This window comes from Desulfovibrio subterraneus (genome assembly GCF_013340285.1).
In the GTDB taxonomy this organism is placed as follows: Bacteria; Desulfobacterota; Desulfovibrionia; order Desulfovibrionales; family Desulfovibrionaceae; genus Halodesulfovibrio; species Halodesulfovibrio subterraneus.
Map to the genome: position 1 here is coordinate 105,527 of NZ_BLVO01000012.1, position 23,237 is coordinate 128,763.

Sequence of the window (23,237 nt, forward strand, 5' to 3'; positions counted from 1 at the left end):
AGTTACGAAGTGCAATTTTCTGATTCCATTTTTGTAGCGGGTCACAGGGGGCTGGTGGGAGCCGCGCTTGTTCGCGGGCTTCGCGCTGCCGGTTTCACCAACCTGCTGCTGAGAACCAGCGCGGAACTGGACCTGCGCGAACAGGCTGCTGTGCGTCAGTTCTTTGCCACGGAACGTCCGAAATACGTCTTTCTCGCTGCTGCAAAAGTAGGTGGCATATGGGCCAACCAGACCTCCCCGGCAGACTTTATCCGTGACAATCTGCAGATACAGACCAACGTGATTGATGCCGCGTATCGTAGCGGTGTGCAAAAGCTGTTGTTTCTCGGATCGTCCTGCATCTATCCCAAGTTTGCCGCGCAGCCCATACGGGAAGAGAGCCTGCTTTCCGGATCGCTTGAGCCGACCAACGAATTCTATGCCATAGCCAAGATTGCAGGATTGAAAATGTGTGCGGCCTATCGCCGCCAGTACGCGTTTGACGCCATAAGCGCCATGCCGACCAACCTGTACGGGCCGGGGGACAATTTCAATCCAGAAACCTCGCACGTCATTCCCGCCCTGCTGCGTAAGTTCCATGCCGCGAAAATGCATGGGGAAAAAGAGGTTGTCGTGTGGGGGACCGGAGCTCCGAGGCGCGAGTTCCTGCATGTGGATGACCTTGCTTCCGCCTGCCTGCACCTGATGCAGAACTATTCGGCTGAGGGCTGTGTGAACGTGGGGTGTGGCGAAGATCTTTCCATTCTGGAGCTTGCAGGGCTTGTGGCAGACGTTACGGAATTCGGGGGCAGGATTGTTTTTGATGATTCCAGACCGGACGGTACCCCCAGAAAATTGCTTGATACGTCACTGCTGGATTCGCTGGGCTGGGCACCTTCCATCCCGCTGCGGCAGGGACTGGAAGAGACGTACCGTTGGTATGCGGAGCATGCCGGAAGCAGTTAACCCCTGAGGTGGCGGAGAATTATTATGCATCAGAAAGCCAAGGTGCTTGCCGTCATTCCGGCCCGTGGCGGCTCAAAGGGGCTGCCCGGCAAGAACATCAGGGAACTGTGCGGATTGCCGCTCATCGGCTATTCCATCCGCGTGGCCCTGAGTGCCCGTAATATCGACCGCGTCATCGTTTCCACAGACAGCGAGGAAATTGCCGCAGTGGCGCGCAGCCTCGGTGCTGAGGTGCCCTTTTTGCGGCCGCCTTCTCTTGCAGGCGATGCATCGCTGATAAGCGAGGCGGTCTTTCATGTTCTCGATGCCCTGCGCGAAGAGGGCTATCATCCCGATGCCGTGGTGGAACTCTATCCCACCCATCCCTTCAGAACGGTCCCCCTTGTGGATGAACTGGCAGTAAAGCTGTGCGAGGGCTATTCCCCGGTCAATACCGTGCGCCGCATTGTGCATGATCCGCTTTCCGTGATGCTGCGGCGTGCGGATGGAACGGTGTTTCCCGTCCAGAAGACTTCCGAGGCGCCGGAGGAGGCACGCAGGCATTACTACAGAAAATATGGGTTGTTTGCGGGGCGCAATCGTACTTCGGTGGACAATCCCTATTTCAAGGTGGTCAACGATCCGGTTTCTCTCATCGACATCGATACCCTGAGCGACTTCCGGCTCGCCGAACATGTTATCGGCAACGGATTGTTCGATTTTCAACTTGATCCGGAGATCTCATGATTCTCGTTTTTCCCATTTATCTGGGTAAACAGAAGGCCTTGTGGTGCAGCGATGCCGGAAGGGCCATTCTGTCCGCCCGTCTGTATGCGGCTCTTCGGGTTGAGGGAGTGGATCAGGTTGTCGTGGTAACGGATGAACCCGATGTGCTGCACGATGTGTGGCCGCCGGATGCTGCCGGAGTGCGTTGCATCGTCCGGGAAGCAAACAGGGAAAGGGAGATTTCACGCTTTCTGCCCTATGGCACGCGGGCCGCTCTTGATGCCGTGCAGGCAATGGCGGATGAGGCGGATATGCCCGTTATGGTGGCCGATTTTCGGTGTCCGTTCATAACTTCTGACGATGTGTCGTCGGCACAGGGCGAGTTTGCCGCTTCCGGTCGTGCTTCCATGGTTTCGGTAACCGCGCTGCGGGATAATCCCTGCCAGCTTGAAGGGTACTATACTGTCGCAGACGTGGGCATGGTGCACATATTCGAGCCAGCCGAATCCGGCGATGCCGTATTGCAGTCAGCCGGAGTGCTTGCGCATCTGCCAGCTTCGTGGTCCGGCCGCCATGTCACCCGTCCATTCCCGTTTGACTGGGCCGCCAGAGGTATCGCGGCGGAAAGCAGGGAAGAGAGCGGGGCGGTGTTGTTCAGACGCAGCCATGTTACCGACAGAACGGTAGAATACCTTTCGTACAATGAACACCAAACGGCAGAAATTTCCGAGGCGCCAGCCTGTCTGTGGCTGTATGAATCGGAACAGCAGGCGCGGATTGTGGCCTCGTCTATGGGGCATTTCCGGCAGGAGGTTCCGCCGTTGCTTCCGGCAGGAACCGAGCTCGCGGGGGGCTGCGTGCGTCGGGGCGGGGCAGCTGTGCCGTATCGTCTTTTCCGTCTTCCCGACGGAAGATGGTGCCTGTATGCCAGTACGGATATGGGAAACGACAGGCTTCATCTGGTACCCGTCTGCGGCGCAGGCCGGCGTGAAGACACCAGCCCCGTTGCGGAAGGCTTCATGGAAGGCGGCAGATCCTTTGTGTTTGAATGCAGTGCAGATGGTGTAGACGGATTCGCATTCTGGTTCCTCAAGGAAGTGGGAGATCAGGGCGGATATGACCTGCGTCTGGATTACCCCGGAGAAGGGGGCCTGTGGCATACCGAAAAAGGGTCCGGCCGAAAGCTCACGCTGACAACGGGAGAGCACATATCCGGCCGGCAGCTGTTTCCCGATGTGTATGCCCCCATGAGCTGTCTTGGTATCCTTTCTGCATGTTCCTATGAGACATATGATAGCGAATTGGCTCAAGGAATGTGTCTGGGTTGGGTACTGCCTCTGGAAAGGTCGCTGCGCATTGCTTCTGAATTTGACATGCTGGTTTTCAAGAGCATGTCAGAAGGGTGCAATTGCATCTGATTCTGTTCCTTACAGATTTCCCCACCCCCTCATCGCCTTCAAAAAGGTGATGCACCCCCCTTGCCAAAGACCTCGTCCGATCAGGGTGAGTTCTCTAAATCTTCAGTGAGTAAACGTGGTTATTGACCGAACGGTCTTGACCCATATCGTGAGATGTGTTTTGATCACTTTGTTGCTAAACATTTTTTCGAGGGGACCGATATGAAGGCTGAGGTAGCCATGTCAGATTATCCGCTCGAAAGAACAGATGGCCCATCCGGCCCGTTGGTGTCGTCCTTGGCGTTATGCCTTGGTGACGTCGGGGAGCATTGCATGCAACAGGCTGTCAAAAATACGACGGACTCCTACTCCCGCAACATCACACGACGATATCGCGGAGCATTGCGGTATATGGCCGATGCTCTTGAAGATCATGCTGTTTTCTTGCACGTGCTCTCCGGTTTGCCGCAGGCCACGCAGCAGATGCATTCTGCATTGTCTGACGGGGTGCGCAGGCGCGTGACCGGCCTGCAGACCGAGATGAACGAGCATTTGCCGGAATCCATGATGTTCAGGCACATGGCGCTGCTGCAGGGGGCTCTTGAGCGTGACGATGCCGCCATGCTTGAGTATGCCATGGGCGAGTTGCTCTGCCATGCCCCTGATGACGGGACTGTGGCCGCTGCCTGTGCCGCAGTTGAAGGCTCCGGAACAGCCGCAACGTCTGCGGCATTGCTTGCCCGCTATCGTTTTGCACCACAGGCCCGTCTGGATTGCTCTGAAGGGGCCGTTCCCATGGCCCTGCACCATCGTTCTTCCAACAATGTGCTGTATGTTGCTGATTTCAGAAATCACCTCATCCGGCGGTATGCAGAGAACGGCGAAATTATGGCTCCCCTTGCGCTGGGTTGCACACTGCCGCACGACCTGTTCGCCGATGAGCAGGGTGGCTTGTGGGTATGCGATTTCGGCAACAACCGCCTCCTTCGTCTGGGGCAGGACGATGCCGTTGACCGGGTAATCGAACTGAATCCCTTCTGCACCGGAATCCATCAGGGCGCCGGAGTCCGTTCCGGCTGCACTATAGGCTCCACGGTGCATCTCGTGCTTGCGAACGAAAAGACCAAGGCCCGCTTCAGGGCAATGCTTGATCTGGATGAAGCGGAGCCGCAGCTTCAGTTTGTGCAGCGTAAAGGTTCAATCCAGCCTCTGCGCCTTTTCAGGGGGGATAACGATCTGTTCATGTTCGGCTGGCCCGGCGCGGAGGCAGGGCGTATCCATGCCGGTCGCCGTGTTCCGGTGGCAAAGGGATATCTCCATCCCCAGGTGCGCGGCTTGGTTGCTGTCGGGGGATACCGATATCTTCTGGCGCAGAATCAGGTGATCAAGCTGGACGAAAACGGCGTTCAGGTTTTTGCCTATTCGCTGGAAAAAGTGCTCGGCATATCGGGTTGTTCCGCCCTGTCCATGGCAGCGGGCCGGTGGGGCGGGAATGACGCGCTCTTTGTTTCCGACGCCATTTCAGGCAACATTTTTGTGTTTGCGATATAGGGGACGACTGTGCACACCGGCATCATAGTTCAATGCAGGATGAGTTCCTCAAGGTTTCCCGGCAAGGTGCTGCACAAGGTGCACGGCAAGCCCATGCTGCAGTATACCCTTGAGCGCCTCACCCGTTGCTGCGGCGGAATGCTGGTGGTCTCCACCTCGGATCGTGCCGAAGATGAAGCCGTTGTGCGCTTTTGCGAATCGCTGGAAATTCCCTGTCATACAGGGCCGCTGGAAAACGTGGCATTGCGCTTTGCCCGCACCGTGGAACATTTCGGGTTCGACAGTTTTGTGCGGATATGCGGAGACAGTCCGCTCATGGACTTCCGGCTGGTAGACAGGGCCATGACCATATTCGAGGCCGGCGGCGTGCGTATGGTTTCCAACGTGATAAGGCGCACCTTCCCCAAGGGGCAGTCGGTTGAAATGCTTGATGCACAATTTTTTCTGAACCATGTGGACCGCATGGTGAGTACTGCCGAGCAGGAGCACGTTACGCCGTATTGCTACACCCATCTGCCGCCTTCGGATATTGCCTCCTTTGAATCGGGCGGCGAGTGGGGTGATGTGCAGCAGTCCGTGGATACCGTGGACGACATGAACAGTTTCGGCAGCCTGATCGCTGCCATGCGGCGGCCTCATTGGGAATACGGCTATGCGGATATTCTGGCCATGCAGGGATACTCGGTGCACGCATGAAAACACTGGGTGTCGGCATAATCGGCCTGGGTATCGGCCGTGCGCACGCTGCGGCTTTTGCCGCCAACAGGCACTGCGAACTGCGGGTGCTGTGCGATTTTTCCGCAGAGAAACTGCAGGAAGCGGCAACGGCCTTTCCCGCTGCGCGTCTGACGGACGATGCCCGAAGCGTGCTGGATGATCCTGCCGTGGATATTGTGGTGGTCGCATCCCATGACGACGATCATCACAGGCAGGTCGTGGCCGCACTGGAAGGCGGAAAGCATGTGCTGGCCGAAAAGCCCCTCTGCCTGCACGAAGCCGAGGCCCGCGATATTTACGCCATGCTTGCCAAGCACCCCGGCCTGCGGCTGACATCCAACCTCAGCCTGCGCACCTGCCCCCGGTTTGCCGTGGTGCGCGACAGGGTGCGCTCCGGCAGCATGGGGCAGCTCTACAGCATGGACGGCGAATACCTTTGGGGCCGCAAGCATAAGCTGACCAACGGCTGGCGGACGGATATGCCCTTTTATTCCATCATCCACGGGGCAGCCGTGCATATGGTTGACCTTATTATGTGGATTCGGGGTGACAGGCCGGTCGAGGTACATGCGTGGGGCAACCGCATCTGTACGCAGGACAGCGCCCTTCGTGCCAACGATTTTGCCGTTCTGACCATGCGTTTTGACGATGGCTGCATCGCCCGTGTTGCCGCAAACGGGGGCTGTGTGCATCCGCATTTTCATGCCCTGACGGTGTTCGGAACGGATATGACGTTCCGGCATACCCCCGGCGGAGCCGAATGGGTGATGCGCAGGAACGGGGAAGAAGAGGCTGTTCCCTGCACGGAGGCATATCCCGCGCGGGAGGAAAGGCCGCTGCTGGTAGACAGCTTTGTGCAGGCAATTGTTGCTCCGGGCTCCCCCATGCTGGTCGGCGAGGCCGATGTTTTTGATGTTATGTCGGTATGCTACGCAGCGGAAGAATCCATGCGGACCGGGCGTGCCACGACCATTCGATATTTTGATTGAGCAATCCCTAATTCTGGAGAGGCTTGCATATGACTCGTACCATTCCTTTCGGGAAACCGATGATCGGCGATGAGGAAAAAAACGCTGTGCTGCAGGTGCTGGATGGCCCCATGCTGGTGCATGGCCCCCGCGCCAAGGCTTTTGAGGCATCCTTTGCAGCGTATACCGGTGCTCCGCATGCGGTTTCCGTCTCTTCCTGCACTGCGGGCATGCATCTGGTCTGGTTCGCCCTTGGCTACGGCCCGGGCGACGAGATCATCGTTCCGGCCCAGACGCATGCGGCAACGGCCCATGCCGTGGAATTTGTCGGCGCAACTCCGGTATTCTGCGATGCGGACCCGAAGACAGGCAACATCGATATCGACCTGCTGGAAGGCCTGATTACGGAACGCACCCGCGCCATCTGCATTGTGCATTATCTCGGCCTGCCCGTGGACATGGATCGTGTGAACGCCATTGCCGCGCGCCACAGCCTGTTCGTGATGGAAGACTGCGCCCTTGCCGTGGGTACCACCCTGAACGGCACACATGCCGGTCTGCTGGGAGATGCCGGATCGTTCTCCTTTTATCCCGTAAAGCACATGACCACGGCCGAAGGCGGCATGGTGACAACCCGCCATGCGGAGCTTGCGGAAAAGGTAAACCGCATGAAGGCCTTCGGCGTGGACCGCGTGGTGGGCGAGCGCAAGGTTCCCGGCGTGTATGACGTGACCATGCTCGGCTACAACTACCGCATGAACGAAATTCAGGCCGCCATAGGTGAAGAGCAGCTCAAGAAGGTGCCCATGATCCTTGAACGGCGGCGTGAAAACTACGAAACCCTGCACAGCGGCCTGCAGACCATTGAAGAGGTTGGCCTGTTCCTCTCCACCCAGGGCGGGTATCAGAGCAGTTATTACTGCATGTCGGTCATGCTGGGCGACGGGCTTGCACAAAAGCGCCCGCAACTCATGCAGCGCCTTGGCGAAATGGGAGTGGGAACCAGCGTCTATTACCCCGCGCCTGTTCCGCACATGACATATTACAGAGAAAAATACGGTTACGATCGTTCCTGCTGTCCGGTGGCCGCGTCCATCAGCTACGGCTCGGTGGCGCTTCCCGTGGGGCCTCATCTTACACCTGACGACATGCGGTACATTGTTGACTCTCTCAAGAAAGCTATTTCGGAGGAAAAATGAACCAGATCAAGGGCAGAAGAATCCTTCTCATCGGCGGCTGCGGATTCATCGGACACAACATGGCGCTGCGCCTCAAGGAGCTTGGGGCGGAAGTGAGCGTCATTGACGGCCTGTCCATCAACAACGTGCTCGCCTTCTCGTCCATGGAGCACGATGTGGTCAACCGCGAGCTCTATCTGCACTTCCTCAACCAGCGGCAGGAAATGCTGCGCAGGGCAGGCATTCAGGTGCTCATTCAGGATGCCCGTGATTATCACGCGCTCTCCCGTCTTGTGGCGCTGGTTAATCCGCAGGTTGTGGTGCATCTGGCGGCAGTTTCGCATGCCAACAAGTCGAACAAGGACCCGTATTCCACCTTCGACCATTCCTTCCGCACGCTGGAAAACGCCCTTGATGCCTGCCGCAAGACGGTTGAGCATTTCATCTATTTCTCATCTTCGCTTGTATACGGGCATTTCGAGGGCGGCATGGTTTCCGAGGACTCCCACTGCGAGCCCCTCGGCATCTACGGTGCCCTCAAGTTCGGCGGCGAAAAGCTCGTCATTGCCTACAATCAGGCATTCGGCATGGATTACACCATCATCCGCCCCTCGGCTCTGTACGGCCCCCGCTGCGTGAGCCGCCGCGTGGGACAGGTGTTCATCGAAAACGCGCTGCGCGGGACGGAAATATCCATTCAGGGCGACGGTTCCGACAAGCTGGACTTCACCTGCATCGACGATCTGGTGGCAGGCATGACGCGGGTTATCGAATCACCCAACGCCCGTAACGAGGTCTTCAACATGACCTACGGCGCCGCCTGCAGTCTGAAGACCATGGCCGACCTCATTGAAGAGCACTTCCCCGGCGTGCAGGCGAAATACGTGCCCAAGGACAAACTCATGCCCGACCGCGGCACCCTGTGCATGGACAAGGCGAAGAAGCTGCTCGACTTCACCCCCTCGTGGCCCCTTGAGCGCGGCTTTCCCGAGTACATCAAGTGGTACAAGTCGCTGCCTGCGGAACTCTTCAGCACCGGCAGCAAGTCGGTCATGTACGGGTAGCGGCCATGCAGGATGTCGCCGGTTCCGGAGTGAGCGTCGCACGCGATGCGTGGATGTCCGGCATGCTGGGCGTTCCCTCGTACTGCGTGAAGCTGGCCACTGATGACGGGAGTGCCTGTTCCCTGTGCGCGCAGGATGTTCAGGCTGCCCTGCACCCTCACATGGCGGGCGGCATGTTCGCCTATGTGAAGGTGGCACCGCAGGCGGTGGGGAGCATCCACGCCCTTGAAGGGGCGGGCTTCCGGCTTGTGGATACCAACGTGGCGTTCACAAGACCGGCCGGTGCCATGCTGCCGCTTGCGGGCGGCGATCTGAACGGCATACGGTTTGCCCGTCCTGCATCTCCGGACGATGCAGAGGCCGTGGCGCATGTGGCGCGGACAAGTTTCAGGTATTCGCGCTTTCATCTTGATCCGGCCATTCCGCAGGCTGTGGCCTGTGAGCTGAAAGCCGTCTGGGCGGGCAACTATTTCTGCGGCAAACGCGGCGATGCCATGGTGGTGTGCGAAGATGCAGACGGCATAGCCGGTTTTCTGCAATTGCTGGTCACGCCTGAGGCTCTGGTCATTGACCTGATTGCCGTGGCCGAACGCGCCCGTCGCAGCGGACGCGCCTCTGCCATGATTGCGTTTGCCCTGCACAATATGGAACCCCGCGCCGAGATGCGCGTGGGGACGCAGGTGGTCAACACGGCATCCATGCGCCTGTATGAAGGTCTCGGGTTCCGGGTCAGCGGGGCGCAGTACGTCATGCATTACCATGCGGAGAAAGAATGATGAAAATCGGTGACCACGCCCTTTCTGAACGGGTGTTCATCATTGCCGAGATAGGCAACAACCACGAAGGCGACTACGGCCGCGCGGTGGAAATGGTGCATGCTGCGGCGGATGCCGGAGCGGATGCGGTGAAGTTTCAGACCATCGTTCCCGAGCGGCTGGTTTCCGCCACCCAGACGGAGCGCATTGCCCAGTTGGGCCGTTTCCGCTTCAGCCATGACCAGTTTGCAGCATTGGCCGGAGTGGCGCGCGGGCGTGGACTGGAATTCCTCTCCACCCCCTTTGATGTGGAGTCCGCAGCATTTCTCGACGGGCTGGTTCCGGCGTTCAAGATTGCCTCTTCAGATAACACCTTCCGGCCCCTGCTGGAATTTGTTGCTTCCACCGGCAAGCCGGTGCTGCTGTCTTCCGGCCTGTGCAACGCGGCAGAGCTGCGCGAGACGGTGCAGTATATGGAATCCTGCTGGAACGGAGCGCCCGCAAAGGAGCGGCTCGTGGTTCTGCACTGCGTGAGCGCCTATCCCACGCCACCTGAACAGGCCGGCCTTGGAGCCATACGGGGCATTGCAGGACTTGGCGTCACCCCCGGCTATTCAGACCATACCCTTGGCATAGAGGCCGCGGTTCTTTCTGTGGCTTGCGGTGCGCGGGTGGTGGAAAAGCACTTCACGCTGGACAAGAACCTGTCCGCATTCCGCGATCATCAGCTTTCCGCAGACCCTGCGGAACTGCGGACCATGGTGGACCGTATCCGCATGGCCGAGCAGATGCTCGGGGTTGAAGAGATCGTGTGCACCGAATGCGAGGCCGCAAACAAGGTACCCCTGCGGCGGTCCATCGTGGCTGCGGCGGACCTTGCCGAAGGAACTGTGCTCGGGCGCGAGCATCTGGACTGGACCCGTCCGGGCGGCGGCCTTGCACCAGGCATGGAGCATGTTCTTGTGGGCGGCAGGCTGAAGCAGGCTCTCAGACACGGCGAAATGGTTCTGCCTGAACACCTTGTTTCCGGTTAGCATTGCAATTTCAAGGAGCGCCTCATTCATGTCCAAAGACATATCCCAATTCTACGATGCGGTTTCCGGTGACTATCACTTGCAGTATGAAGAAGCCCATCTTCGCGATACCACACGCAAATATCCGGCCAACTATTTCCGGCTGCAGATGATCGTCGACTCCTTCTCCCGCAAGGGCATCAGAAGAGTGGTGGAAGTGGGCGTGGGCGAAGGCACACCGCTGGCCAAAATGGCCGAGGCGGGGATGGAGGTCTGCGGGTTCGACATCTCGTCCGAGATGGTGCGCCGCAGCCGTGAAACCATGCAAAAACATGGTCTCGACCCCGATTGCGTCTTCCTTGCCGATGTGCAGGACCGGCAGTCCTATGCCCGCCTGCTGGAAGGCGAGCCCTTTGACGGGCTCATGGCCATGGGGGTCATGCCCCATGTGGAGGATGAACGCGCCGTGCTGCGCAACATGCGCGACATGGTCAAACCGGGCGGTTCGGTGTTCATCGAGTTCCGCAACGAGCTGTTCTCGCTGTTTACCCAGAACCGCTACACGCACGACTTCATCTGCAACCGCCTGCTGGAAGGCGTGGATGATTCCCTGCGCAATGCTGTTTCGGCAGAGCTGCAGCAGCGGGTGCGCATGGATATGCCCCCCGTGCGGGCCACGGTGGAAGGCAAGGCCCCCGGTTACGATGCCATTCTTTCGAAATTCCATAATCCCTTCGAGGTGCCTGAGCTGTTCGCGCAGGAAGGATTCTCCGACATCCGCCTGCTCTGGTATCACTACCATCCCGCGTTTCCATGGCTGGAAGGCAGAGATAAGCAGACCTTCCGTGAAGAGGCCATCCGCCTTGAGGGCGAACCGAGCGGCTGGAAAGGCTATTTCCTGTGCTCGGCCTTTGTGGTCGAGGCCGTGCGATGCCCATCCCGATCCGGAGACAGTGCATGAGTGAAGCCCCCCGTTCTTCCACCGCCCTGCTGATGGAGCAGTATTTCGACAGACTCTGGCCGATAATGCGCAGCATTACCGGAGAGGGGGTGCGCCAGACGCACGATATTCTGGCCGAACTGCTGCCGCTGGAAAGAACGGAGGTTCCGAGCGGTACGTCCGTTTTCGACTGGACGGTGCCGGAAGAGTGGGAGGTGCGCGAGGCGTGGCTGCAGGGGCCAGACGGCAGGCGCATAGCCGACATACGGGACAACACCCTGCATCTGGTGAACTATTCCTGCGGGTTTCAGGGAACGCTCAGCCTTGAGGCGTTGCAGCCGCATCTGCACAGCATTCCGGAACGGCCGCATGCCATTCCGTATGTCACCAGTTATTATGCCCGCGACTGGGGTTTCTGCATTCCGCATGCAGTGCGCATGGCGCTGCAGCCGGGGCAGTATACCGTGCATATCGACGCCCGGCATTTTGCGGGCAGCATGACCATGTCACAAGCCGTGCTGCCGGGGCAGACGGACAGGGAGGTACTCTTTTCAACCTACACCTGCCATCCGTCCATGGCCAACAACGAGCTTTCCGGCCCGCTGGTGGCCGCCTTTCTGTATCGGGAACTGGCAGCCATGCCCTGCCGGAGGTATACCTACCGGTTCCATTTCGGGCCGGAGACCATCGGGGCCATAGCCTATCTTTCCCGCCTCGGAACGCATTTCAGGGAGAAGCTTGATGCGGGGCTGGTGCTCACCTGCATCGGCGGCGACGTGCCGTTCACCTGCAAGCGTTCACGACAGGGCAACGCCCTTGTCGACCGCATTATTGCCTGCCTGCTGCGCGAACGCGGGGCAGAGCATGTCATGCGAGATTTCTGGCCAGGCGGCAGCGACGAGCGGCAGTATTGTTCCCCCGGATTCGATCTGCCCGTGGGCGTGCTGTGCCGTGCGGTGTTCGGCGAATATCCCGAGTATCACACCTCGGATGATGACAAGAGCGCGGTTTCCTTCACTGCCATGGCCGAGGCCGTGGAACTGTGCCGCGATGTGGTGCAGGCTCTTGAGGCGAACAGGGTATATGTGCGTACCAACCCGCACTGTGAACCGTTTCTCAGCCGCTATGACCTGCACGACACCATCGGCGCCCAGCGCAGCAAGGACGTCGCGAAAAAGACCCTGCAATGGTTGCTGAACCTTGCGGACGGCGGGCATGATCTCGTGTCCATGGCAGAGCGTTCGGGCCTGCCCCTTGCCGAGTTCCGTATTCAGGCGCAAAGGGCGGAACAGGCCGGACTGATCAAGTTGGCGGAGGTCCAGTAGTCTATGTGCGGAATTGCCGGTTACTGGGGCGACAGGCGAATCGCCGACGACAGGGCTGCCGCGGCCCTTGCCTGCCTGCGCCATCGCGGGCCGGACGGGTGCGGCGAGTTCCGGCATGAACGTGGCGGCAGGCATGTATTGTTGCTGCATACCCGTCTCAGCATCATCGACCTTGATGAACGATCGGCACAGCCCATGCGGTACGGAAACCACGTGCTGGCCTTCAACGGCGAACTCTACAATTATCTTGAGCTGCGCAGAAACATGCAGGCAGAGGGCGTGGTCTTCGGAACGGACAGCGATACGGAAGTGCTGCTGCGTTCCCTTGCCCGTTGCGGGGTCGATTCTGCCGATGTGCTTCCGGTGCTGGACGGCATGGAAGGCATGTGGGCCTTTGCCATGTACGACATGCAGCACGGCACGCTGGCCCTGTGCCGCGACAGGTTCGGCGAGAAGCCCCTGTTCCTGTACCGCTGCGACCATGGCGTGTATTTCGCGTCAGAGGTCAAGGCGCTGTTTGCCCTGCTCGGCAGGCGTCTGCCGGTGAACCGCACCAAGATTCTGCGGTATCTGGTGAACGGCTACAAATCCATCTACAAGAGCACGGATACCTTTTTCGAAGGCGTGGAAGAGCTGCCCAATGCCTGCTGGCTGCGGCTGGATGAGGCGTGCTCTCCCGTGCGGTACTGGACGCCCCGCATCGAACCCGACGAGGCCATGACGTATGAAGAGGCCGTATCCGGCGCACGCGCACACCTGCTGAAAGCCGTGGAACTGCGGCTGCGCTCGGACGTTCCCCTTGCCTTCTGCATGAGCGGCGGGGTGGATTCCAATGCGCTCATCAGCATTGCCCGCCGTGAATTCGGCTACCGCGTGCACGGGTTCACCGTGGTGAACAGCGACGGCCGCTATAATGAATGGGAATCTGTTGCGCGTTCGGTGCGCGAACTTGGGCTGGAGCATACGCCGGTACCTGTGGGCGGGCATGATTTTCTGGGCCGCCTTACCCGCATGGTGGGGGAGCATGATGCGCCTGTGTGCACCATTTCCTATTTTGCCCACCACCTGCTCATGGAACAGCTTGCTGCGGCGGGGTTCAAGGTTTCCATCAGCGGTACGGGCGCGGACGAGCTGTTTTCAGGCTATTACGACCATTATCTCATGTACCTTGCGGCGGTGCACGGCACTCCGCAGTACGGGCAGGCGCTGGATGACTGGAGCACCCATGTGCTGCCGGTGGTCATGAACCCGTTGTACCGCAATCCCCGCCTTTTTGTGGATAGCCCCGCCATGCGCGACCATGTGTTTGCCGATGCGTGCGAGGCGGAAAGCCGCATGGCCGTGCCGTTTCACGAGGCGTTTGCCGAAGAGAATTTTCATGGGGAACTGCTGCGGAACAGGATGATGAACGAACTCTTCCGCGAGGTGGTTCCGGCCATATTGCGGGAAGATGATCATAATGCCATGGCCTTTTCCGTGGAAAACCGTTCTCCGTTTCTGGATCGTGCGCTGCTGGAATTCTGCCTGCGCATTCCCACACGGCACCTCATGCGTAATGGATACAACAAGGCTGTTCTCCGGGATGCCGTGCGCGGCATAGCACCGGACTGCGTGCTTGATGCGCGGCGCAAGGTGGGATTCAACGGTTCGCTCGCGGAATTTCTTGATCTGGGTGACGAGTCGGTGCGGCGTTCGTTGCTGGCGGACAGTCCCGTCTTTTCGTTGGTTGACCGCAAGGCCTTCGGGGACATGCTCGGTTCAGGACGGTTGAGTGGTAACGACAGCAAGTTCCTGTTCGGTGTGCTCAGCACCAAATTTTTCCTTGAGGAGTTCGGAACGGATGTTTGATTTTCTGGCACTCATCACGGGCGGCGTTTATTGGAAGCTGCATAGCCTTGTAATCGGCTGGATTCTGCGCCTGTACGGTATCCGCGTGGGCAGGCGTCTGCATGTTCGCGGTGTGCCGCGCCTGAAAATTCGCGGCAGGGCAGAGAATATCATCATCGGCGACGATGTGACCATTCTGGGTACCATTGACCTGCGGAACCGGGAAAACGGCGTTATCCGCTTTTGCGACAGGGTCACCATTGACCACGACTGCCGGTTTGTCTCCGCGCGGGACGGCATCATCGAGGTGGGAGAAGATTCCGTCGTGACCGCATATGCCATCATCAACGGCGGCGGCAGCGTTCGTATCGGCAAGAAGTGTGTCATCGGTCCCCGGTGCAGTATCAACGCCAACGAGCATGTCTTCAGGCGGGATGTGCCCATCCGTGATGCGGGGTTTGTGCATGCGGATGTGATTCTCGGTGATGACTGCTGGCTTGCGGCCAATGTGGTGCTCATGAAGGGCGTGCACCTTGGCGAAGGTACCGTGGTCGGTGCCGGTGCCGTTGTGACGAAGGATACGGACCCGTACGGCATTTATGTCGGTATTCCCGCCCGAAAGATGGGCGAGAGAGAATAGAGAGGAAGCTCCATGCGTTATTGCACACAGTGTGTCATGCCGGATACCAAACCTTACCTCACCTTTGATGAAAAGGGTGTGTGTGCGGCCTGTCAGGCTCATGCGACTAAGTATGAAGGTGACAGGGCCATAGACTGGGAAGCACGGGAACAGCAGTTTGTCCGCCTGCTTGAAGAGGTGAAGGCCCAAAAAGCCCCTTATTATGACGTGCTTGTGCCCGTGAGCGGCGGCAAGGACAGCATAACGCAGGTGCACCGGTTGCTCGGCCACGGGCTGCGCATTCTGACCGTGAATGTGGATTACGGCATCAAGACCGAGATCGGGCATTACAACCTGCAGTGCATTCCCGCCATGGGCGCAAACCTGTTCACCTACCGGCCCGAGCTGCAACTGCACAAGGAGCTTATCCGCATCGGGTTCGAGCTGTACGGCGACCCGGATCTGATGAGCCATACCATGCTGCATGCGGCACCGCTGCATACGGGTCTCATGTTCAAGGTGCCGCTCATTCTGCTGGGAGAGAACTCGGCGTTTGAATACGGCGGCGATGCCTCCCTTTCCAGCCTGAGCGGTATCAATAAGGCGTGGTTCATGAAGTATGCGGCCAACGGCGGCAGGGACGCGGAGTTTGTCTCCCGCACCCACGGCATTTCCATGGACCGGCTCACCATGTACGCCTTCCCCGATGCGCTGGAAGGTTCCGGCACCAAAGCCGTGTTCTCAGGGTATTTCTTCCGCTGGGATTCCGAAGAGCATTTCCGCATTGCCCAGACATATGGGTTCAGGGCGCTGGATGAACCGCGCGAAGGCACCTACAGAACCTATGTGGGCATAGATGAGATTATCAACAGGATTCATCAGTATTTCAAGGTGCTCAAGTTCGGCTACGGCAGGGCTACGGACCATGCCTGCGAGGATATACGCGCAGGCAGGCTGACCCGTGACGAAGCAAGGGAACTGGTCAGACGATATGACCTGCAGCCCGTGTCCGATGAATATGTGGACGCCTTTTGCGCCTTTCTTGACCGGGACAGAGACTGGTACGAGCAGGTCATGGAGCGCTACCGTAACAGTGATATCTGGAAAAAGGACGACTACGGGCGGTGGTACATTCCCGGCCATCTTGAGGAGGCGTGATGCGGCATGACTTCAAGAATCCCCCGCGCATGTTCGGGGTGGGCGATGTGCAGATAGCCGACCACGGCAAAGTGCATCTGAACCCGTGGGACATGGTCTCCATCGTGCGGGAAGGCGGGCATGAATGCGACGTAACCGCCACGGACTGGGGGCTCTATCTTGCCCCGTCGCTGAATCACCGGCTCAGGGACAACGGGTACCGCGTGGCCCTTGTGCGCAATCCGCAGGGGCGGCTTTTCTTGAATGCCGTTCTGAAGCATCGCATGGATGCCTTTCTTGCCTATCTCGAAGCGCAGGAAAGTGCCGTTGTCACATGGTTTGACGAGGTCGAAGGTATTTGCATGCCGGAAAAGAGCGCGGAGAAGCTTCGTGGTTCTGCTACGCCTGCGGAGCCGGTAGCTCAGGATACCGATGCCGTCAGACCGGAGAGGGATTGATATGGCAGATATGGAAACCATCTCCATCGTCGTGCCGAGCTACAATCACGCGCAGTACATCGAGGCCTGCCTCGATTCCATCTATTTTCAGGATTACGGCAGGCTGGAAATCATCATCGTGGATGACTGCTCGCCGGATGATTCGCGCGAGGTCATCCGCGGCTGGCTTTCTAACGTTGATGCGCAGCAGGTTTCGTATGCGTCGCGCTTCAACGAGGCCACGGACGAAGTGGAGCGCACATGGCACAAACGCTATGAGCGCGACGGGCGCAGCATCACCTTTGTGTCCAACGAACGGAACATGGGCTCCACGGCCACATACAACCGCGGATTCCGCATGACCACCGGCGAATTCTGTTCCTTTGTTGTTTCGGACGACATGTGCCATCCGCAGATGCTCTCCACGCTGGCGGCCCCCCTTCGGGAAGATAAGGCGGATTTCGTCTATTCCGACATGTTCATCGTGGACGATCGGGGGCGCATCATGCGCGAATTCCGCCTGCCGGAATACGATTTTTCCAGAAGCTTCGGCGACTGGTATCTGTGCGGTGTGTCCACATTGTACCGGCGCTCGTTGCATGAGCGTTTCGGATTTTATGATGAGTCCGCCATGGCGGACGATCATGAGTGCTACCTGCGGTTTGCCATGGGCGGGGCGCGGTTTCTGCATGTTCCCAAAACGCTCTACAGCGTGCGCAGCCATGATCAGCGTGAAGTTGGCCTGCATTCGAAGGACAGATTTTCCGCTCTGCTGGACTATTCCAAGAAGCTGACACTCAAGGCACGGGCGTGGAACCGCGCCAATGGCGGGGCTGAGCAGGGTGGGAAGTGACAGTTTGTATCTGGAATGGATATTGCTAAATGACTTAATGATCGATTTTCATGTCAAACTGCCAACGGGCGGTTCAGCAATTCTGATGCAGATGGAGTAGGCGGATATGGAGCGGCACGGAACTCTCTTCGGGTATTTGAGGGCGGGAAGCATTTTCCTTCTCTGGCTGTGCCGTCTGCCTTTCAAGATGGCAGCGGAGCGCAGGCAGAAGCGGCTGAAGGTTGACCGGCCGGTTTCGCAGGCGCTGCAGACCTTTGCCAAGGCCAACGCTGCCGCGTGGCAGGTCGATGCGCAGAAGGTGCAATCATCATCACAGCGGGTGCTTATTGAGGGGCTGAGTTCCCACAAGGCCTATCTGATGGCCAACCTTGTGATTGGCAGCTATCTCATGCGCGAACACGGGCTTGCGGGAGCGGCGCTTCTGCATGAACCGGACGCCGAAATAGAGGCGATGTTCCGTGCGTACGGCATATATGAATTTCATTACCTGAGTGATCGCGGCCTTTCCGTTGCAGGACGTCTGCGAGCCGGTGTGTCGGCGCTGCAGCTGGTGGCTGCCAATCCGGATATGGATGATCTGCTGAAGGCCACGCGAAACGGCGTGCACGTAGGCAAATGCGTGTACGACTGGTATCTGCGCGGGCAGGGGGCGGGGACAGTGGAATCCTGCTCCGTGCTGTTTTTTGCCATGATCTCCACAACCATAGGCTACGGCGAATATCTTTCCCGGTTGTTCTCGGACGGGCGGTTTCCCGTTGTGGTGCAGGCAGAGCGCCAGTTCGTGCCGGAAGGCCCGCTTTTTCAGACCGCGCTTGCGAGCGACAGTGTTGTCTACAGCCGTGGCGGTGGACCCACCAGTTTTACCATCTTTCGTTTCGATGATCCGGCGCAGGCCTACTGCAATACGCACCGTTACGGGAAGGAACTTTTCGAATACGTGTGGAACAACCACAGGGAAATGGCTGCGGAGGCGGGTGGCAGATTCATGGCCGACCGTTTTTCGGGCAATGTGCGACGCAACGACGTGCCGGATGCCAGTCTGGCCTATGCCGCAAGCTCGGAAATGGACCGTGCGCAGCTGTGCGAGCGTTTTGGATGGGATCCTGCCAAGCCCATAGTGGCTGTCATGTCCAACATGCTCAATGATGGCGTTTTCACCAACCGCTGGTCGGTTTTCCGCGATAATTTCACATGGCTTGATCAGACCGTGCAGGCCATTGCCAAGATTGACTCCGTGAACTGGTTCGTCAAGGCGCACCCTTCGGATCAGAAGAATGCGGTCAAGATAACGGGCAGACAGGTCTACGAAAAATGGGCCGGTTCCTGTCCGCATGTGGCGTTTTATCCCAACGAGTGGGGCAACCGTTCGCTCCCGCATATCGTGGATGCCGTTCTCACCGCGCACGGCAGCGCCGGAATGGAATATTCGAGCTTCGGCATTCCCTGCATACTGGGGGGCGAATCTCTATATTCCGGTCTCGGCTTCACGCATGAACCTGAAACGCCGGAAGAGTATTTCAGGACGCTGCAAAGCATCCACTCCCTTGGCCGTCTGACCCCGGAGCAGGTGGAGCGTGCAAAGGTGTTCACCTACATCTACATGGTTCTGTCACGGGTGGAATCGCGCATTCTGCCGGACGTGAGTGTGTATGCCGACTACAACGACAATAAATACCTGCATGATGCCGCAGCATTGCTTGAACGGTTTGCTCCCATGGATGAAAAGCTTGCAGCCATGCTGCATGTTCAGGTTGCCGGAAAAAGACGGCACCTGCTGAACTATGACTATGTGGGGCTGGACGACATGGCAGCAGCCTCATTAGCCTTTAAGAACCCGCACGAGGGGGCAGAATGCCGGTAAACAGAAGTCATGCGTATGCGAAGGGCAATATTTATGGTCGCCCCAAACCTTCTTTCGTGTCTCGCCTGGCCGGAAAGCTGCTGCGGTACATTGAGAATGCAAGGATAGCCGAAACTTGGGACGCCTTTGATGGCCGCTGTGTCATGGGGAATGATTGTTTTCTCGGGCCGAACGCATGGTGCACCAATCTTGGACGCCGCGAAGATATTACCTTGGGCAACAGGGTGTATCTGCGCGGATTGCTGCGTTGTGGCGGAAGAGGCGGACATATAGAGATCGGCGATGAAGTGTATATCGGCGATGATACGATTATCAGCTCTGAAAGCAGAGTGACTATCGGGAGCCTCACGCTTATTTCGCACGGCGTGCAAATTTTCGACACTATCGGGCATCCTGTCGATCCTGATGAGCGGGCCCGGGATTGGCGGGTGGTCATGGGAACGGATCCCGGCCCCAGACCTGCAGTTTCCTCAGCCCCCATAGTGATAGGACCGCGTGTCTGGGTCGGGTTCAATTCCACCATAATGCGCGGTGTCACCGTGGGCGAAGGCGCCATTGTTGCGGCCGGTTCCGTCGTGGTAAATGATGTGGCTCCCTTTACCATAGTGGCAGGAAATCCTGCAAAAATGGTGAAAGCCATACCTGGAAGGAATGGGGAAGAGCATGAGTAGCCAGTTGAAGAGAGAATTGAAATGGCCGGAACAGGCCACTCTGGCCATTGAGGTGTGCGGCGTATGCAATCTGCGTTGTCCCATGTGCTCCTATCCGCGTCTGAAGCGCAAGAAGGGCATGATGGATTTCGGGTTATTCACCAGAATAGCCGAGGATGCTGCGGATAACGGCCACGGAATCGTGTCTCTGCATTTCTTTGGTGAGCCGTTGCTCTGGCCGCATATTGTGGACGGGGTGGCGCTTCTCTCCAAGTTTGGCATGCACCCCAGACTGAGTACCAACGGAATGCTGCTTACGGGAGACATGGCCCGTCGTCTGCAGGATGCGGGCATGAAGGAGATCATGGTCACCATCGATACTCTGCGGCCCGAAGCGTACAATATTATCCGTGCGGGTGGAGACTTTGAAACCGTCAGAAGAAACATCCACGATGCCATAGCTGCCGCGCCGGATTTGCTTATCCGTCCCCAGATGATGCCCACAAAGCACAACGAAGGGGAAACAGAAGAGGACTTTTACAACGAGTTCGGCAGGCACAGGAACTTTCAGGTGCAGCCTTGGTTCATTCATCGAATGATCGAGGCGGACAATCTGACCAAGGATCTGTTCCACAAGCCGGGAGACGTGGACAAGCGACTCTGCGACAAGCCCTTTGAACGCGTGGATGTGCTGTGGGACGGAACCACCGTACTGTGTTGTCTTGATGCGGAGGGCGAGCTTGTAACCGGAGACCTGAAGAAGAACTCCATTTCCTACAGCTGGGAAGGCCCCAAGGCCATGCGCCTGCGCAGAAAGATACTTGCGGGCGAATGGCATGACCTGCCGGCCTGCCGCGCCTGCATGGCCGACCATGTGGTGACGGATATTGCCCCCACATGCTGGAAGAAATCAGATACGTTGCCACCCTTACCGGAGAGCTATCAGCGCGTATATGACCGTATTCTGGAGCTCGGAGAATACGATGACGAAAAGGGATCGTGGACTAACGGCGGAATGAAGGGCTGCTAGACAATACGGAGAGTGATCGAAATGCTTGAACCTCAGATTCTGATACCGGAAAGGCGTGCCGAGGAAATTGCCCTGTATGAGCAGAACGGCAGAAGGCCGTGGTCGCGCGGCTATCTGGCAAGCCGGTTCGCCTTTGTGGAGCAATCTCTTGCCGATGCGGACACGATGAAACTGTTCGAAAAGGAAGCGCCGTTGCCCGCAGGGTTCGGGCATGGGTACGATGAACGTGTGGTGGAGTATCCATGGGTGCTGTCGCGTCTTTCTCATGGGCAGGGGCGGCTGCTGGATGCCGGGTCCTGCTTCAACTATCCCGAGATCATCGGGCGGCCTGAAATAGAGGGGAAGGATTTCACCATCTTCACGCTCGCTCCCGAGGACAATTGCTTCTGGGACAAGAAGATTTCCTACCATTACGGCGACCTGCGCAATATGCCCTTCCGCGACAACTGGTTCGATGAGGTCATCTCCATTTCCACCCTCGGTCATGTGGGCATGGACAACCGCCTCTACACCAAGGGGCATGAGGAAGGAAAGGTCGGGCTGGAGGCGGAACAGGCCGTGGGCGAACTTGTGCGCATTCTGCGTCCCGGCGGCAAGCTGCTTGTTTCCGTGGTCTACGGCGTACATCAGCTCATCGAATGGCGCAGCGGCTCGGTGTTTGCCGAGCAGTTCGACGCAGCCCTGCTGCAGGACCTTGTGCGCGCCTTCAAGGGCTGCTCATCCGTCAAGGTGTCCATCTACGGATACACGCAGAATGGCTGGAATGTCAGCAGTCTGGAGCAGAGCGCCCATGTGGAATATTACAACATCCACGTGGCCGAAGGCTATGATGCGGATAACGCCGCAGCCGCACGGGCCGTGGCCTTTATCGAAGCGGTGAAGTAGCCGGAGTGCATGATGGAAACGGTGTATGAGCGCATAGTCATGCAGGGGCGTTGTGTCGGGTGCGGCACCTGCGCCGGTGCCTGCATGGCTGCCACCGGAACCGGAGCGCTGCGCATGGCATGGCATGACTCCGGCATTCCCGCTCCCGTGCTGAACGCGGATGTCTGCGTGCAGTGCGGTACCTGCCTTTCCGTCTGCCCGCTCTGCGAAGGGAACGACGATACCACCACTGTGGGCCGCAGCCTTTTCTCTTTGTCAGAAAAAGAGTGCGCTCCTGTCGAGGACGACCTGCTGGGCTGCTACCGTTCGCTCCATGCCGGATATTCACTGGTTCACAAGCACAGGGAAAACGGCGCAGGCGGCGGCCTGACCACGTGGTTTCTGGAAGAATTGCTGGCACAGGGCCTTGTCGACCGTGTGGCCTGTGTGGTGCCCGCCAAGGGGCCGGACACCTTTTTCCGTTTTGCGCTGCTCGATTCGGCGCAGGCAGTGCGGGCGGCTTCGCGGTCCGCATACTATCCCGTGCACGCCGCAGACATGCTGGCGGAAATGGCTGCGCATGAGGCCCGCTACGCGCTGGTGGGGCTTCCCTGCGTCATTCGCGGGTTCCGGCTGGCCGCCCAGCACATTCCTGCACTTGCATCACGGCTTGTCATGACTGTGGGGCTCACCTGCGGTCAGGCACGCAGCCGGTATTTTGCGGAATACCTGTGTCTTCGCTGCGGGCTGGATGCCGGAGCGGTGGACAGGGTGCGCTTCCGTATCAAGGATGCGCAGCGGCATCAGCTGGATCACCGTTTCGAATGCCGTTCGGGTGCGGGCAAAGGGGCGCGGCAGGGCCAGATTTATCAGACGGAAGGCATGGGCTGGTTGTGGGGGCATGATTGCTTCAAGGTGGCAGGATGTAATTTCTGCGACGACATTACCTCGGAACTGGCCGACGTGAGCTTTGCGGATGCGGTGGAAGAACCCCATTGCCACGGCAACGGCGGAGCGAATTTCGTGATGGTGCGGTCTGAGGCGGCAGGGCGGTTGCTGGCTGCGGGCCGTGATCGCGGCGATATTTTTCTTGAGGATGTGACGGCGGAGCCCGTGCGTAAACGCATGGAAGGGGTTGAGCTCATCAAGCGGCACGACCTGCGGCACAGGCTGCACCTCATGCGTGAGGCGGGCATGGAACCGCCAGTGCTGCGCCAGCAGCCGCAGCGGCGGGACGATGCTGAAAAGAACGAGTGGATGGAGCTGCGCGACTGTCTGCGGCAGGCCACCACCTCAGTCTATGCCGCCCACAGGCATGCTCCCGATGCAGGCGCGCGTGTAGAAGAGGCCATTCAGGACGTGCTTGCACGCAGGAAACAGAAGGACACAAGGAAGGCATAA

The 23,237-nt window shown here is 58.6% G+C and carries 22 protein-coding genes; all 22 read left to right on the top strand.

The genetic code is table 11. The features are described 5' to 3' along the window. Positions 1 to 9 precede the first annotated feature (9 nt). Complete coding sequence (locus tag HUV30_RS04470) at positions 10 to 945, top strand: GDP-L-fucose synthase family protein (protein ID WP_174404230.1); 936 nt, start codon at positions 10 to 12, stop codon at positions 943 to 945. A 24-nt stretch (positions 946 to 969) separates the two neighbouring features. Then, entirely contained in the window at positions 970 to 1,671 is a 702-nt protein-coding gene (locus HUV30_RS04475) for an acylneuraminate cytidylyltransferase family protein (protein ID WP_174404231.1), read from the top strand. After that, entirely contained in the window at positions 1,668 to 3,068 is a 1,401-nt protein-coding gene (locus HUV30_RS04480; RefSeq protein ID WP_174404232.1) for a hypothetical protein, read from the top strand. The genes HUV30_RS04475 and HUV30_RS04480 overlap by 4 nt, the downstream gene beginning before the upstream one ends. 312 nt (positions 3,069 to 3,380) lie before the next feature. Further along, on the top strand, positions 3,381 to 4,598 hold the full coding sequence (locus HUV30_RS04485) for an NHL repeat-containing protein (protein ID WP_174404233.1): 1,218 nt from the start codon (positions 3,381 to 3,383) through the stop codon (positions 4,596 to 4,598). Between the two features lie 9 nt (positions 4,599 to 4,607). After that, complete coding sequence (locus HUV30_RS04490; protein ID WP_276512308.1) at positions 4,608 to 5,294, top strand: cytidylyltransferase domain-containing protein; 687 nt, start codon at positions 4,608 to 4,610, stop codon at positions 5,292 to 5,294. Beyond that, positions 5,291 to 6,304 carry a Gfo/Idh/MocA family protein gene (locus HUV30_RS04495; RefSeq protein ID WP_174404235.1) on the top strand — a complete coding sequence of 338 codons (1,014 nt, stop codon included), beginning with the start codon at positions 5,291 to 5,293 and terminating at the stop codon, positions 6,302 to 6,304. The genes HUV30_RS04490 and HUV30_RS04495 overlap by 4 nt, the downstream gene beginning before the upstream one ends. Before the next feature lie 29 nt (positions 6,305 to 6,333). Continuing rightward, a complete protein-coding gene (locus HUV30_RS04500) occupies positions 6,334 to 7,482 on the top strand; it encodes a DegT/DnrJ/EryC1/StrS family aminotransferase (RefSeq protein WP_174404236.1) in 1,149 nt (382 codons plus the stop codon). Next, a complete protein-coding gene (locus HUV30_RS04505; RefSeq protein ID WP_174404237.1) occupies positions 7,479 to 8,525 on the top strand; it encodes an NAD-dependent epimerase/dehydratase family protein in 1,047 nt (348 codons plus the stop codon). The genes HUV30_RS04500 and HUV30_RS04505 overlap by 4 nt, the downstream gene beginning before the upstream one ends. Positions 8,526 to 8,530: 5 nt before the next feature. After that, complete coding sequence (locus HUV30_RS04510; protein WP_174404238.1) at positions 8,531 to 9,301, top strand: GNAT family N-acetyltransferase; 771 nt, start codon at positions 8,531 to 8,533, stop codon at positions 9,299 to 9,301. After that, positions 9,298 to 10,314 (top strand): N-acetylneuraminate synthase family protein, encoded by a 1,017-nt coding sequence (locus tag HUV30_RS04515; protein ID WP_174404239.1) that lies wholly within the window; start codon positions 9,298 to 9,300, stop codon positions 10,312 to 10,314. The genes HUV30_RS04510 and HUV30_RS04515 overlap by 4 nt, the downstream gene beginning before the upstream one ends. 28 nt (positions 10,315 to 10,342) lie before the next feature. Then, a complete protein-coding gene (locus tag HUV30_RS04520) occupies positions 10,343 to 11,254 on the top strand; it encodes a class I SAM-dependent methyltransferase (protein ID WP_174404240.1) in 912 nt (303 codons plus the stop codon). Continuing rightward, positions 11,251 to 12,558, top strand: a complete 1,308-nt coding sequence (locus HUV30_RS04525; protein WP_174404241.1) for a DUF4910 domain-containing protein — start codon at positions 11,251 to 11,253, stop codon at positions 12,556 to 12,558. The genes HUV30_RS04520 and HUV30_RS04525 overlap by 4 nt, the downstream gene beginning before the upstream one ends. Before the next feature lie 3 nt (positions 12,559 to 12,561). Beyond that, positions 12,562 to 14,406, top strand: a complete 1,845-nt coding sequence (asnB, locus tag HUV30_RS04530; RefSeq protein ID WP_174404242.1) for an asparagine synthase (glutamine-hydrolyzing) — start codon at positions 12,562 to 12,564, stop codon at positions 14,404 to 14,406. Further along, positions 14,399 to 15,025 carry an acyltransferase gene (locus HUV30_RS04535; RefSeq protein ID WP_174404243.1) on the top strand — a complete coding sequence of 209 codons (627 nt, stop codon included), beginning with the start codon at positions 14,399 to 14,401 and terminating at the stop codon, positions 15,023 to 15,025. The genes asnB and HUV30_RS04535 overlap by 8 nt, the downstream gene beginning before the upstream one ends. A gap of 12 nt (positions 15,026 to 15,037) precedes the next feature. Then, on the top strand, positions 15,038 to 16,162 hold the full coding sequence (locus HUV30_RS04540; RefSeq protein ID WP_174404244.1) for an N-acetyl sugar amidotransferase: 1,125 nt from the start codon (positions 15,038 to 15,040) through the stop codon (positions 16,160 to 16,162). Then, positions 16,162 to 16,599, top strand: a complete 438-nt coding sequence (locus HUV30_RS04545) for a hypothetical protein (RefSeq protein WP_174404245.1) — start codon at positions 16,162 to 16,164, stop codon at positions 16,597 to 16,599. The genes HUV30_RS04540 and HUV30_RS04545 overlap by 1 nt, the downstream gene beginning before the upstream one ends. A 1-nt stretch (position 16,600) precedes the next feature. Further along, positions 16,601 to 17,431: a glycosyltransferase family 2 protein gene (locus HUV30_RS04550; RefSeq protein WP_243452070.1), complete on the top strand. Its 831-nt coding sequence runs from the start codon at positions 16,601 to 16,603 to the stop codon at positions 17,429 to 17,431. A gap of 106 nt (positions 17,432 to 17,537) precedes the next feature. Continuing rightward, positions 17,538 to 19,292, top strand: a complete 1,755-nt coding sequence (locus HUV30_RS04555; protein ID WP_174404246.1) for a hypothetical protein — start codon at positions 17,538 to 17,540, stop codon at positions 19,290 to 19,292. Next, complete coding sequence (locus HUV30_RS04560; protein WP_205245191.1) at positions 19,283 to 19,963, top strand: acyltransferase; 681 nt, start codon at positions 19,283 to 19,285, stop codon at positions 19,961 to 19,963. Before HUV30_RS04555 ends, HUV30_RS04560 begins: the two co-directional genes overlap by 10 nt. Further along, positions 19,956 to 20,972 carry a radical SAM/SPASM domain-containing protein gene (locus HUV30_RS04565; RefSeq protein WP_174404247.1) on the top strand — a complete coding sequence of 339 codons (1,017 nt, stop codon included), beginning with the start codon at positions 19,956 to 19,958 and terminating at the stop codon, positions 20,970 to 20,972. Before HUV30_RS04560 ends, HUV30_RS04565 begins: the two co-directional genes overlap by 8 nt. Before the next feature lie 21 nt (positions 20,973 to 20,993). After that, positions 20,994 to 21,857: a methyltransferase domain-containing protein gene (locus HUV30_RS04570; protein ID WP_174404248.1), complete on the top strand. Its 864-nt coding sequence runs from the start codon at positions 20,994 to 20,996 to the stop codon at positions 21,855 to 21,857. 9 nt (positions 21,858 to 21,866) lie between these two features. Further along, positions 21,867 to 23,237 carry a Coenzyme F420 hydrogenase/dehydrogenase, beta subunit C-terminal domain gene (locus tag HUV30_RS04575; protein ID WP_174404249.1) on the top strand — a complete coding sequence of 457 codons (1,371 nt, stop codon included), beginning with the start codon at positions 21,867 to 21,869 and terminating at the stop codon, positions 23,235 to 23,237.